We start from the raw sequence: 12,808 nt of genomic DNA on the forward strand, positions 1-12,808 counted from the left end.
AGGAAACATATCGCAGTGTGAGCGATGCCCGCAGGTCGAGCCGGTGGTTTTCCGGATCAGGCCGGCGGGCGGGTGGTGCTTGTCAGAGCTGCGCCCAGTTCAGGACGACGTCCTCCAGGGGCAGGCGCCGGCGGGGCTGGCCGTCACGCTCGGCGATCTCCGGGGCCACGTCGGCGTAGTCACCGAGGCGGCCCACCGCGATCACCACCAGTGGACGCAGCTGCCCGGACAGTCCGAAGGCCGCGCAGGCGCCCTCGGTGTCGAACCCGGCCATCGGGTGCACGATCAATCCCCGCGAGACCGCTTCCACCGACAGATTGGCCAGCGCAGCGCCGGCATCGACGGCGGCGTAGCGCTCGGTGCGGTCGTCCTCGCCGTCGTCGGCGCACACCAGGATCAGCGCGCTGGCGGCCGTGGCGTAGCTGTTGCCGCGCCGCAGCAGCCCGGCAAGTGTGGTGAACACCTCGTCTGCCCGTCGGCCGACCAGGAACCGCACCGGTTGCCGCCGGCCCCAGGTCGGTGCCCAGCGCGCCGCCTCCAGCACCCCGACGAGGTCCTCTTTTCCCAGCTCGGCGGTGGGATCGAAGGCGCGGGGACTCCAGCGCGCGGCGATGGCCGGCTGCACCGGAACCGAGGTGTCGGCCGTGCGATCGGAGGGCGCGTCAGGCACCGCACGGAGGCTACCGGCCCCGACCGGCGGTGGAAATGCAGGTGGGGGGTGCCTCTATCCTTTATGTGATCTCCCCCCGAACTGGAAAGGTTTTCTTGTGGCGCTCGTCGTACAGAAGTACGGCGGATCCTCGGTGGCTGACGCCGATCGCATCCGCCGTGTGGCCGAGCGCATCGTCGAGACGAAGAAGGCCGGCAACGACGTTGTCGTGGTCGTCTCGGCGATGGGCGACACCACCGACGAACTTCTCGACCTGGCCAAGCAGGTGTCGCCGGCGCCGCCGGCCCGCGAACTCGACATGCTGCTGACCGCCGGTGAGCGCATCTCGAACGCACTGGTGGCGATGGCGATCGAGTCCCTCGGCGCGCAGGCCCGGTCGTTCACCGGTTCGCAGGCCGGCGTCATCACCACCGGGACGCACGGCAACGCCAAGATCATCGACGTCACCCCGAGCCGGCTGCGCGACGCGCTCGACGACGGTCAGATCGTGTTGGTCGCCGGGTTCCAGGGCGTCAGCCAGGACACCCGGGACGTCACCACCCTGGGTCGTGGCGGTTCCGACACCACGGCCGTCGCCGTTGCCGCGGCGCTCAAGGCCGACGTGTGCGAGATCTACACCGATGTCGACGGCGTGTTCACCGCCGACCCGCGCATCGTGTCCGACGCCCGGCGGCTCGACACCGTTTCCTTCGAGGAAATGCTGGAGATGGCCGCCGCCGGCGCCAAGGTGCTGATGCTGCGCTGCGTGGAGTACGCCCGCCGCTTCGACCTGCCCATCCATGTCCGCTCGTCGTACACCGACCGGCCGGGCACCATCGTCAAAGGATCGATCGAGGACATCCCCATGGAAGACGCAATCCTGACCGGAGTCGCCCACGACCGCAGCGAGGCCAAGGTGACCGTCGTCGGGTTGCCGGACATCCCGGGCTACGCCGCCAGGGTGTTCCGCGCCGTCGCCGACGCCGACGTCAACATCGACATGGTGCTACAGAACATCTCCAAGGTCGAGGATGGCAAGACCGACGTGACCTTCACCTGCTCGCGGGAAAGCGGCCCGGGCGCGGTGGCCAAGCTGACCGCGCTGCAGGACGAGATCGGGTTCACCAAGGTCCTCTACGACGACCACATCGGCAAGGTGTCGCTGATCGGCGCCGGCATGCGGTCGCACCCCGGCGTCACCGCCACGTTCTGCGAGGCGCTGGCCAACGCCGGCATCAACATCGAGTTGATCTCCACCTCCGAGATCCGGATCTCGGTGCTGATCAAGGACGCCGAGCTGGACCGCGCGGTGGCGGCGCTGCACGAGGCGTTCGGCCTCGGCGGCGACGAAGAAGCCGTCGTCTACGCGGGAACGGGGCGGTAGCTATGGTCAGCATCGGTGTGGTCGGCGCGACCGGCCAGGTCGGCCAGGTCATGCGCACGCTGCTCGCGGAGCGCGACTTCCCGGCCGACGAGGTGCGCTTCTTCGCCTCGGCGCGCTCGGCGGGCAAGAAACTGGAGTACCGCGGTGAGCAAATCGTGGTCGAGGATTCCGAGACTGCTGATCCGTCCGGTCTGGACGTCGCGCTGTTCTCCGCCGGTGCGACGATGTCGCGCGTGCAGGCACCGCGGTTCGCCGCCGCCGGAGCCGTCGTCGTCGACAACTCCTCGGCGTGGCGCAAGGATCCCGACGTGCCGCTGGTCGTCTCGGAGGTCAACTTCGAACGCGATGCCGGAAACCGTCCCAAGGGCATCATCGCCAACCCCAACTGCACGACGATGGCCGCGATGCCGGTGCTCAAGCCGCTGCACGACGAGGCAGGGCTGGTCCGCATGATCGCCTCGACCTACCAGGCGGTCTCGGGCAGCGGTCTGGCCGGCGTCGAAGAACTGTACGGTCAGGTCAGCGCCGTCGGCGCGGACAGCCGTGAGCTGGTCCACGACGGTCGCGCGGTGGACTTCCCGGCGCCCGACAAGTACGTCGCGCCGATCGCGTTCAACGTCCTGCCGCTGGCCGGGTCGCTCGTCGACGACGGCTCCGGGGAGACCGACGAGGACCAGAAACTCCGTAACGAGAGCCGCAAGATCCTGGGTATCCCGGAACTGGCGGTGTCCGGCACCTGCGTGCGGGTTCCGGTCTACACCGGGCACTCGCTGTCGATGAACGTCGAATTCTCGCAACCGTTGTCGGTGGCGCGAGCCACGGAGATCCTCTCCGCCGCGCCCGGGGTGACGATGGTGGACGTGCCGACGCCGCTGGCCGCGGCCGGGGTGGACGAGTCGCTGGTCGGCCGGATCCGCCAGGATCCGGGTGTGCCCGACGGTCGCGGCCTGGCATTGTTCGTCTCCGGTGACAACCTGCGAAAAGGCGCTGCACTGAACACCATTCAGATCGCCGAGTTGCTGGTCGCCAAGCTCTGATCCAGCCGTGCGCCGCCACCGCATCGCCGCCGGGATGCTCTCGGCCCTGCTGATGATGCTCTCGGCCCTGCTGATGTGGCACGCGGCGCCCACGGCGGGAGCGACACCGGTCGAGCTACCGCCGCTGCTGCCCGGTCAGGTGCTGCGGATCGGCCCCGCCGCCGGGACCGGAACGCTGACCGCCGACTACGGCATCGGTGCGACCGACCTGTGCGAGTTCCTGGAGTTCCCGAGCGGGATCCTGCAGGTCTGCGGGGACAGCTTCGCCGGACAGGGCGTCGGGTACGGCGGCTGGTATTCACCGGTCGCGCTGCACGTGGTGGGGGACTCGCTCGACGACGGGGGCGGGGTGCGCTACGACGGTGTCACCGGGGTCGCCACCCCGTTGCTGGCCGACCCCACCCCGGCGGGCACCTCCCAGCTGCCCGCCGGTGTCATCGAGATCAACCGCGAGAACTACCTCATGGTGACCACCACCGAGGCACTGCGGCCGGTGAGCTCCCGGTTGGTCAAGGCGCTCCCGGGCCGGGGTGACTGGCCGACGGTGCCGGGTTCGGAACGCGACGCCGGCTACGCGCAGGGCCGACAGACTCAGATCAGCGGCTACTACGATCCGATCCCCACCGCCGAGTCCGAACGGGGCTGGGTGTATCTGGTGGCCAACAACTTCGACCGCAGCGGGCCCGTCGAGCTCTACCGCGCCGGCCCCGATTCGTTCACCGATCGCGACACATGGCAGGCCTGGAGCGGCGCGCAGTGGGGTGGTGAGCCCGCGCCGCTGTGGGACGACATGGTGGGGGAGATGAGCGTGCGCCAACTCGACGGCCGCACCGTGCTGTCCTACTTCAACGCCACCACGGGCAACATGGAGATCCGGGTGGCCGACGACCCGACCGGGCTGGGCACGGCGCCGGTGACCACGGTCGTCGTCGCCGCGCCCTGGCCCGACCCGGCCGAGGTGCTGCCGCCACCGCAGGACAACCGCCTCGCCCAGCCCTACGGCGGGTACATCGCCCCGACCTCGACGCTGGATGCGGTGCGGGTGTTCGTCAGCCAGTGGAACACCATGCCGCGCGGCGGCACCCCCTACCGGGTGATCCAGTACGCGGTGAACCCGCTCAAGCCCTCATAGCTGATTCACAGCCGCCACCTATCCGCAGCTGTGAAACGGAGCGCAGGATCGACGGCATGAGCGAATCGACTCCGCCGCCAGAATCGTCCGAGCCCGCGACCGGCCCCGTCCTGACACCGCCATCGCCGCCGGCGGCACCACAGCCGCCCGTTTATCACTCTGCGCAGCCGCAGTACGCGCCCGCACCGGACAACAACCGGCTCAACAAGGTCGCGGCCTGGGTGGGCATCGTCGCCGGCTCGGTGATCATCGTCGCGGTCATCTTCGGCACCGGCTTCTTCGTCGGCAAGGAGGTCGGCGAGGGACCCCGCGGCGACGGCGGCCACCACATGATGCTGCGGCCCGCCGCTCCGATGTTCCCGATGGGCCCGCGCGGCGACGTCCAGCGCGGCCCCGGCTTCCCCGGACCGTTCGCCCCCGGTGGCCCCGTGATCGAGATTCCGGGACCGGGCGGGCAGGGCGATTCACCGTCGCCGGGCCGGCCGGGAAATTAGTATCGCCACCGGGTTAAAGGCACCCCGCCGCGGGGGTACCCGCCCCACAGGACGTGACGGTGGCACAGCCCCGTAGCCGCGACGTCTCGAGGAGAAGAGGGAGCATGGCCGAGAAGTACACGACGACCGACAGCGGCGCGCCCGCGCCCAGCGTCGAGCACTCACTGACCGTCGGATCCGATGGGCCCATCCTGCTGCAGGACCACTACCTGATCGAGCAGATGGCCAACTTCAACCGGGAGCGCATTCCGGAACGCCAACCCCACGCAAAGGGTGGTGGTGCCTTCGGCCAGTTCGAGGTCACCCAGGACGTCAGCGCCTACACCAAGGCGCGGTTCCTGCAGCCCGGCGCCAAGACGGAGATGGTGGCCCGGTTCTCGACCGTGGCCGGAGAGCGCGGCAGCCCAGACACCTGGCGTGACCCGCGCGGATTCTCGCTGAAGTTCTACACCGACGACGGCAACTTCGACATGGTCGGCAACAACACCCCGGTGTTCTTCGTGCGTGACCCGATGAAGTTCCAGAACTTCATCCGCAGCCAGAAGCGGATGGCTGCGAACAATCTGCGTGACCACAACATGCAGTGGGACTTCTGGACGCTGTCGCCGGAGTCCGCGCACCAGGTCACCTGGCTGATGGGTGACCGCGGTATCCCGAAGACCTGGCGGCACATGAACGGCTACTCCAGCCACACCTACAGCTGGATCAACGACAAGGACGAGCTGTTCTGGGTCAAGTACCACTTCAAGACCGACCAGGGTATCGACTTCCTCACCCAGGAGGACGCCGACCGGCTGGCCGGCGAGGACGCCGACTACCACCAGCGCGATCTGTACAACTCGATCGAGGACGGCAACTTCCCGTCCTGGACGCTGCACGTGCAGATCATGCCGTTCGAGGACGCCAAGACGTATCGGTTCAATCCCTTCGACCTGACCAAGGTGTGGCCGCACAGCGACTATCCGCTGCACGAGGTCGGCAAGATGACGTTGAACCGCAATGTCGTGGACTACCACGCACAGATCGAGCAGGCCGCGTTCGAACCGAACAACATCGTGCCCGGCACCGGGCTCAGCCCGGACAAGATGCTGCTGGCGCGGGGGTTCTCCTACGCCGACGCGCACCGCGCGCGGCTCGGGGTCAACTACAAGCAGATCCCGGTCAACGAACCCCACACCGAGGTGCGTGCCTACAGCAAGGACGGCGCGATGCGGATCCGCAACGCCACCGATCCGGTGTACACGCCGAATTCGATGGGCGGGCCCGAGGTCGACCCCAAGCGGGCGGCCGAGGTGCACTGGGCGGCCGACGGTGAGATGGTGCGGACCGCCTACGCGCTGCGCCAGGACGACGACGACTTCGGCCAGGCCGGCACCATGGTTCGCGACGTCCTCGATGATGCGGCCCGGGAGCGGTTGGCGCACAACATCATCGGACACGTCTCGGAAGGCGTGAAGGAGCCGGTGCTGTCCCGGGTCTTCGAGTACTGGAAGAACGTCGACCCCGAACTCGGCAAGAAGGTCGAGGAAGGCGTCCGCAACGGGGGCTAGGTTGGATCAGCGTTCGGAATCGAGTGACACGGGCGGTCACCCACGCGGTGGCCGCCCGTGCCATTGGCGCCCCGAAGTCGTGCTTGACTCTCTCCCTGCGGGAGACCCCAGCCTGGGGGCATGACATCAGACAGCACCGAAGCGACCGTCATCGGCTGGGATCAGCTGCCAGGACCGATCACCACGTACCTCGTCGCCCACGCCCGCCGCGACACCGGCGGGGCCCTGGCGGCGTTCACCACCGACGCCGTGGTCACCGATGAGGGCCGTGACCATCACGGCGGCGCCGAGATCGAGGCGTGGCTGAACAGCTCGGGCGACTCCTACTCCTACACCACAGAATTCACCGGTGCGAGCACCCTCGCCGCGGCGTCGTTCGACGTCGTGCAGCATCTCGAAGGTGACTTTCCCGGGGGCGTCGCCGACCTGCATTACCGATTCACCCTCGAGGGCGGTCGAATCAGCCGGCTGGTGATCGAGCCATGACACGACGATGGTTCATCACCGGCGGCACCCCGGGTGGATTCGGGATGGCCTTCGCCGAGGCGGCGCTCGAGGCCGGCGACCGGGTGGTGCTCACCGCCCGACGGCCCGCCGAGCTGCGGGAGTGGGCGCAGGGCTACGGCGGCCGCGTCCACGTCGTCGAGCTCGACGTCACCGACGCCGCACAGATCCACGCGGCCGTCGACGCGGCGCACCAGCGCTTCGGCGGTATCGATGTGCTCGTCAACAATGCCGGCCGGGGCTGGTACGGCTCGATCGAAGGCATGGCCGACGCGCAGGTACGGGCGATGTTCGAGCTGAACTTCTTCGCGGTGCTCGCCGTCACCCGGGCCGTACTGCCGGAAATGCGCCGCCGCGGCAACGGATGGATCGTCAACATGTCCTCGGTGGCGGGGCTGACGGGGGTGGCCGGCTTCGGCTACTACAGCGCAACGAAAGCCGCGGTCGAGGCGGTCACCGAGGTGCTCCGTGAGGAGGTCGCTCCGCTGGGCATCAACGTGCTGGCCGTCGAACCCGGAGCGTTTCGCACCCAGGCGTACGCCGGGTTCGCCGAAGAGCCGGTCACCGAGGCGGTCAGTGACTACCGCCCACTGCTCGAGAGCGTCCGCGCCGTCATGGTCGAGCAGGACGGGCACCAACCCGGGGACCCTCGGCGTGGCGCGCGTGCGGTGATCGCGGCGATGGCGCAGCAGCCACCACCGCACCGGCTCGTGCTGGGCAGCGCCGGCTTCGACGACGTGATCGCGACGCTCGAGCAGACCCTGCTGGACCTTCGCGCCAACGAAAATCTCGCCCGCGGAGCAGATTTCGTTGATCAGTCATGACGAGACAGCCGGAACACCGGCCAGCCGATCTCGGTGCGCCACGATGCGGGCTCGGGCGTGTCGCGCGGCCCCACCACGTAGGTCTCGTGAATGGGGCCGGCGACGGTCAACGCGTGATCGACCACCCAGGATCCCAGCTTTCCGTAGGTGACGTCGATGTCGTCATGGGGCCCCGGGTGAACCGTGACGGCGAGCTCGACCTCCGGTAACTCGACGACCTCGATGCGTCCGGATGCACGCGGATTTCGGACCGGGCGGAAGACCGTCAGAGCCCCGGCGCCCTGGACGAACAGCTCGTTGGAAAACTGGCCACCCGGCGGGCCGGTGCGCTCCTCGGGGGCGAAGACGCCATCCAGCTCCGCCATGGCCGCGTCGTACCACGCCAACGAGTCGGCGAGCCGTACATGACCGGTGATGCCGGCAACGGTGCGCTGCGGCAGCGTCCGTACGTCGATCGGCAGTCCCACCGGTTCGGGATGCAGCAGTCGCCGCAGCGAGACGACGGCCATCCGGGTTCTGTCCATCTCGTCTTCGAGGCGTCTCAGATGTCCTTCGACCACCGCAGCACGCTGCTGCGCGTCACCGGTGGCGAGGATGGTCCCGATCTCGGCAAGCGGGACGTCGAGCTGGCGCAACTGGTGGATGACCTGGGCGGTGGGGATCTGCTCGGGCGCGTAGTACCGGTACCCGGTCGAGGGATCCACCGTGTCGGGTTCGAGAAGGCCGGCGGCATGGTACCGGCGTAGCGTCCGCACGCTCAGGCGCGTCAGGGTGGCGAACTCTCCGATGGTCAGGGTGGAGCGCACGTGTGGTCCTCCTTTGACGCTCTCCCCGGGGAGACGGCACAGTCAGCTCAGATCGCGATCATAGAAGCACTTTTCAGAAGAATGCCGAAGATCCGATCCGTCAGGCTCAGCGCTGACCGTTGCTCTGGCCCGGGTAGGGCAACAGCGCCATCTCGCGCGCGGTCTTGATCGCCAGGGCCACCTGACGCTGCTGCTGCACCGTCACGCCCGTGACGGCGCGCGAGCGGATCTTGCCGCGTTCGGAGATGAACTGGCGCAGCGTGGAGGTGTCCTTGTAGTCGACGCGCTCGATGTCCAGGCTGTCGAGCAGATTGCGGCGCTTCTTGGCGGGCGGCGCGTCGCGCTTCTTGCCCCTCACCAGCTGGACTTCCGCACGCCGGGGAGCTGGCCTTCGTGCGCCAGTTCGCGCACCCGCACCCGGGACAGCCCGAACTTGCGCAGATGACCGCGCGGGCGGCCGTCGACGGAATCGCGGTTGCGTACCCGCACCGGACTGGCGTCGCGGGGCTGACGGTTCAACTCGCTCTGGGCGGCTGCGCGGGCTTCGGGCGAGCTGGACGGCAGGCGGATGATCTCCTTGAGTTCGGCCCGCCGTTCGGCATACCGGGCCACGGTCGCACGCCGCTTGTCGTTGGCGGCGATCTTCGATTTCTTGGCCATCAGCGCTCCTCGCGGAAGTCGACGTGCTTGCGGATCACCGGGTCGTACTTGCGCAGCACGATGCGGTCTGGATCGTTGCGCCGGTTCTTGCGGGTGATGTAGGTGTAGCCGGTGCCCGCGGTGGACTTGAGCTTGACCAGCGGGCGGATCTCGTTGCGCGCCATCAGATCTTCTGGCCTTCCCGGCGCAACCGGGCAACCACGGCCTCGATGCCGTCCCGGTCGATGACCTTGATGCCCTTGGCGCTGACGCGCAGCGTGACCCGGCGCCCCTCGGAGGGCAGGTAGTAGGTCTTGCGCTGGATGTTGGGGTCCCAGCGCCGGCGGGTGCGGCGGTGGGAGTGCGACACCGTGTTTCCGAAGCTCGGCGAGCGACCGGTCACCTGGCAGTGAGCGGACACGGGGCACCTCCTTAATGACAATGATTTTCGACAACTGGTGTCGTCGACTGTAGCGTGAACAACGTCCTGATGAAAATCGTTCCCGATAGAGGAGGAAGTATGCGGACCCCGGTCATCGTCGTGGCTGGCCAGTGCGACACCGACGAGATCGCTCACGTCCTCCTCGTGCCCGGCACCGCCCTGGTCGAGCACTGGTTCGACGGACACGTCGTGCACCGCCGGACGGTCACGGTGCAGAACGGGGTGCATGTCAGCGCCGACACGGTGCTCGAGCTCATGAACTGTTGTGTGGCCTGCACGGTGCGCAACGACCTGCTCGACCACCTGCGTGCGCTGCACCGTCGGCCCGGCGTCGAGCGCATCGTCGTCCGCCTCTCGCCGTGGACCGAGCCCGAGCACTTGTGTTTCGCGCTGACCCGGTCGGCATGTGCGCGCGACGTCGCGCTCAGCGCGGTGGTCACTGCGGTGCACACACCGACCTGGCTCCCCGGAGCGGTCGGCGAGGAGGAACTCGACGACGGCAGGACGGTGGCGCAGGTGCTCGTGGGGCAGGTCGAGTTCGCCGACGTCGTCGTGCTGTCCGACCCGCATCCCGACACCCTCGCCGTCACCCGGCGGCTGGCGCCCAAGGCCCGCATCACCGTCGGGCCCGAGCGGTTGGAACGGGCGCTGTCAGGTCTGCGGCCGGACGCGCGCCGCGGCCGCAGCGACAACCCGCATGGGCCACTGCTGGCCGGGCAGCCGCCCCTGGAGCCGATGGGCCCGGTGAGGCTTGTGGAGTTCGCCGCACGCCGCCCCTTCCATCCGGAGCGGCTCCACGCCGCCGTGGACCTGCTGCTCGAAGGCGTGGTCCGCAGCCGGGGCCGGCTCTGGCTGGCCAACAGGACCGATCGGGTCATGTGGCTGGAATCGGCCGGCGGTGGCCTGCGGGTCGACCACGCGGGACCGTGGCTGGCGGCGATGACGTCGCGCGAGGTCGCCTATGTCGACCCCGAACGGCGCGCGATGGCCGATCTGGCATGGAGTGACCGGCACGGTGACCGGCACACGTCGATGACCGTGCTGGTGTGCGGTGCCGATCCGGAGGAGATCCTGGCCGGACTGCGGGGGGCACTGCTCACCGAGGACGAGATGGCCCGACCGAAGTCGTGGCGCCACTATCCCGATCCGTTCGGGGACTGGCACCTCGACCGGCTTCTGACCGAGGACGCCTGATCCGGCGGACTGGCATGATCGGTGGCATGAGCATCGAAGACCAGGCGAACCCCGCCGCCGTGACGCGAGCGACCGAGGTCTGACGTGCGCGGCCTCCGACTTATGGCCGGTGTCGCCGCCGCATTGATGGGTGTGCCGTTGGCCGTCGCGGCGTCGGCGAGTCCGTCCGCTCCAGGCGTGGTCAACTACGCCGTCCTGCCCAAGGGGTCGGTCAGCAACATCGTCGGTGCCCGGTTGAACCACGAGTGGACGTTCACCGAGCCGTTCCAGTCCTTCTGGGTGGACAACCCGGCCTGCAACAACTGGGCCGACATCGGTCTGCCCGAGGTCTACGACGATCCCGACCTGGCCGCGTTCAGCGGTGCGGTGGCGCAGGAAACGCCGACCGACATGACCCACCTCGTCAAGCAATCCGTGGGAGTGTTCGCCACCACCGACGCTGCCGACCGCGCCTTCCACCGCGTCGTCGACCGCACCAGTCGATGCAACGGCCAGACCACCGCGATGCACCTGGACAACTTCACCACCCAGGTGTGGACCTTCACCGGTGGCGTGACGACGGCGACCGAGGCCGACTGGGTCAAGCAGGAAGCCGGGACAGACCGGCGCTGCTTCGTCACCACCCGGTTGCGGGAGAACGTGTTGCTGCAGGCCAAGGTGTGCCAGTCGGGTAACGGCGGACCCGCGGTCAACGTGTTGGCCGGGGCGATGCAGAACACCTTGGGCCAGTAGGTCACGTGATCAGGTCACGTAACGGCGGGTGAATTCGGGTACACGTCACCCACGTGTCACTTGCCGAACGCGGGACTTTGTCGGTGCGGTCTGGAAGATGGACACAGAAGGCAGCGACCGTTCCCGACCCGGAAGGGGCTGACATGGCCCGCGCCACCGTCTGTGAGGGCGCCGCTGTCGGCTGCGCCGAGCCGTTGACCAGCGCTGAAGATGCCGCCCAGCACGTCGCCGAACAATGTCTGACCGACGGTCCGGTCGGGCAGGTGGGGCTGGAGATCGAGGCGCACTGCTACGACCTGGCCGATCCGACGCGCCGTCCCGGCTGGGACGAGTTGACCGCGGTGATCGCGGCGTTGCCACCGCTGCCCGGAGGCAGTGTCGTCACCGTCGAACCCGGCGGAGCGGTCGAGCTCTCGGGGCCCCCGTTCGACGCCGCCCCCGCGGCGATCGCGGCGATCGCGCGGGACCGGGCTGTCCTGAAGACCCGCTTCGCGCAGGCGGGTCTGGGTCTGGTCCTGCTCGGCGTGGATCCGATCCGGCCGGCCCGGCGCGTGAATCCGGGAGGCCGCTATCAGGCGATGGAGCAGTTCTTCGAGGCCAGCGGGACCGGTGAGGCGGGCGCGGCGATGATGACGTCGACGGCCTCGGTCCAGGTCAATCTCGACGCAGGGCCGCGCTCCGGGTGGAGTGAACGGGTTCGGCTGGCGCATGCGCTCGGCCCGGTGATGGTGGCGGTCGCCGCGAACTCCCCCATCCAGCACGGCAGCTTCACCGGTTGGCGGTCGTCGCGTCAGCGGGTGTGGAGCCGGTTGGACTCGGCGCGCTGCGGGCCGATCCTCGGGGAAAGCGGCGACGACCCGGCCAGTGACTGGGCGCGCTACGCCCTCCGCGCGCCGGTCATGTTGGTGCACGGTTCCGAACCGACCCCGATCACCCAGTGGGTCCCGTTCGCCGACTGGGCCGACGGCACGGTGCTCCTCGATGACCGGCGCCCGACCCTGGCGGATCTCGACTACCACCTGACCACCTTGTTCCCGCCGGTGCGGCCGCGCGGCTTCCTGGAGATCCGCTACCTCGACAGCACCCCGGACGCGATCTGGCCCGCCGTGGTGTTCACGCTGACCACGCTGCTCGACGACCCGTCGGCCGCCGCCGTCGCCGCCGAGGCGACCGAGCCGGTGGCCACGGCATGGGACTGTGCCGCCCGCACCGGGCTGCAGGACCGGCGGCTGCACGACGCGGCGAAACGGTGTGTGCAGGCCGCCGCTGAGAGGGCACCCGCGGCGGTCGAGGAATCCATGCAGCTGCTCGTGCGTTCGGTCGAACAAGGATGGTGCCCAGCCGACGACTTCGCCGACCGGGCCGTCGAGCACGGCATCGCGGGCGCGGTGCGGCAGTTGGCCCACGCCGAGATGTAGGGG

At 68.9% G+C, this 12,808-nt stretch carries 16 protein-coding genes; 10 read left to right on the forward strand and 6 right to left on the reverse strand.

The window, feature by feature from the left end; translation table 11 throughout:
* Window positions 1-82: 82 nt before the first annotated feature.
* The gene (locus tag J3476_RS04665; protein WP_207065369.1) at window positions 83-670 is read right to left on the reverse strand and encodes a nitroreductase family protein; all 588 of its coding nucleotides are present in this window, start codon (window positions 668-670) and stop codon (window positions 83-85) included.
* A 97-nt stretch (window positions 671-767) separates the two neighbouring features.
* Between J3476_RS04665 and J3476_RS04670 the strand changes: the two genes are divergently transcribed.
* The 7 genes from J3476_RS04670 (at window position 768) to J3476_RS04700 (ending at window position 7,574) form a co-directional block, all read left to right on the forward strand.
* A complete protein-coding gene (locus J3476_RS04670; RefSeq protein WP_152519040.1) occupies window positions 768-2,033 on the forward strand; it encodes an aspartate kinase in 1,266 nt (421 codons plus the stop codon).
* A gap of 2 nt (window positions 2,034-2,035) precedes the next feature.
* Entirely contained in the window at window positions 2,036-3,070 is a 1,035-nt protein-coding gene (locus J3476_RS04675) for an aspartate-semialdehyde dehydrogenase (protein WP_163672080.1), read from the forward strand.
* Between the two features lie 55 nt (window positions 3,071-3,125).
* Window positions 3,126-4,202 (forward strand): DUF4185 domain-containing protein, encoded by a 1,077-nt coding sequence (locus tag J3476_RS04680; RefSeq protein ID WP_163679616.1) that lies wholly within the window; start codon window positions 3,126-3,128, stop codon window positions 4,200-4,202.
* A gap of 56 nt (window positions 4,203-4,258) precedes the next feature.
* Entirely contained in the window at window positions 4,259-4,696 is a 438-nt protein-coding gene (locus J3476_RS04685) for a hypothetical protein (RefSeq protein ID WP_207065370.1), read from the forward strand.
* 104 nt (window positions 4,697-4,800) lie between these two features.
* Window positions 4,801-6,246: a catalase gene (locus J3476_RS04690; RefSeq protein WP_207065371.1), complete on the forward strand. Its 1,446-nt coding sequence runs from the start codon at window positions 4,801-4,803 to the stop codon at window positions 6,244-6,246.
* A 120-nt stretch (window positions 6,247-6,366) separates the two neighbouring features.
* Window positions 6,367-6,732: a nuclear transport factor 2 family protein gene (locus tag J3476_RS04695; protein WP_207065372.1), complete on the forward strand. Its 366-nt coding sequence runs from the start codon at window positions 6,367-6,369 to the stop codon at window positions 6,730-6,732.
* Window positions 6,729-7,574 (forward strand): SDR family NAD(P)-dependent oxidoreductase, encoded by an 846-nt coding sequence (locus J3476_RS04700; RefSeq protein ID WP_207065373.1) that lies wholly within the window; start codon window positions 6,729-6,731, stop codon window positions 7,572-7,574. The genes J3476_RS04695 and J3476_RS04700 overlap by 4 nt, the downstream gene beginning before the upstream one ends.
* Here J3476_RS04700 and J3476_RS04705 read toward each other — a convergent pair.
* From J3476_RS04705 to rpmB, 5 genes are all read right to left on the reverse strand, one after another.
* Window positions 7,565-8,380 carry a MerR family transcriptional regulator gene (locus tag J3476_RS04705; protein ID WP_207065374.1) on the reverse strand — a complete coding sequence of 272 codons (816 nt, stop codon included), beginning with the start codon at window positions 8,378-8,380 and terminating at the stop codon, window positions 7,565-7,567. The genes J3476_RS04700 and J3476_RS04705 overlap by 10 nt on opposite strands.
* Window positions 8,381-8,486: 106 nt before the next feature.
* The gene (rpsR, locus tag J3476_RS04710; protein ID WP_207065375.1) at window positions 8,487-8,738 is read right to left on the reverse strand and encodes a 30S ribosomal protein S18; all 252 of its coding nucleotides are present in this window, start codon (window positions 8,736-8,738) and stop codon (window positions 8,487-8,489) included.
* Window positions 8,735-9,040 carry a 30S ribosomal protein S14 gene (rpsN, locus tag J3476_RS04715; RefSeq protein ID WP_207065376.1) on the reverse strand — a complete coding sequence of 102 codons (306 nt, stop codon included), beginning with the start codon at window positions 9,038-9,040 and terminating at the stop codon, window positions 8,735-8,737. The genes rpsR and rpsN overlap by 4 nt, the downstream gene beginning before the upstream one ends.
* Entirely contained in the window at window positions 9,040-9,204 is a 165-nt protein-coding gene (rpmG, locus tag J3476_RS04720) for a 50S ribosomal protein L33 (protein ID WP_152519031.1), read from the reverse strand. The genes rpsN and rpmG overlap by 1 nt, the downstream gene beginning before the upstream one ends.
* Window positions 9,204-9,440 carry a 50S ribosomal protein L28 gene (gene rpmB, locus J3476_RS04725; protein ID WP_163672071.1) on the reverse strand — a complete coding sequence of 79 codons (237 nt, stop codon included), beginning with the start codon at window positions 9,438-9,440 and terminating at the stop codon, window positions 9,204-9,206. Before rpmB ends, rpmG begins: the two co-directional genes overlap by 1 nt.
* A gap of 99 nt (window positions 9,441-9,539) precedes the next feature.
* Between rpmB and mrf the strand changes: the two genes are divergently transcribed.
* The 3 genes from mrf (at window position 9,540) to egtA (ending at window position 12,805) form a co-directional block, all read left to right on the forward strand.
* A complete protein-coding gene (gene mrf, locus J3476_RS04730; RefSeq protein WP_207065377.1) occupies window positions 9,540-10,655 on the forward strand; it encodes a ribosome hibernation factor-recruiting GTPase MRF in 1,116 nt (371 codons plus the stop codon).
* Between the two features lie 102 nt (window positions 10,656-10,757).
* Window positions 10,758-11,387, forward strand: coding sequence for a sensor domain-containing protein (locus J3476_RS04735; RefSeq protein ID WP_207065378.1), 630 nt, complete (start codon window positions 10,758-10,760; stop codon window positions 11,385-11,387).
* Window positions 11,388-11,530: 143 nt separating this feature from the next.
* Complete coding sequence (gene egtA / locus J3476_RS04740; RefSeq protein WP_207065379.1) at window positions 11,531-12,805, forward strand: ergothioneine biosynthesis glutamate--cysteine ligase EgtA; 1,275 nt, start codon at window positions 11,531-11,533, stop codon at window positions 12,803-12,805.
* Window positions 12,806-12,808 lie beyond the last annotated feature (3 nt).

Source organism: Mycobacterium sp. PO1 (genome assembly GCF_017312405.1).
In the GTDB taxonomy this organism is placed as follows: Bacteria; Actinomycetota; Actinomycetes; order Mycobacteriales; family Mycobacteriaceae; genus Mycobacterium.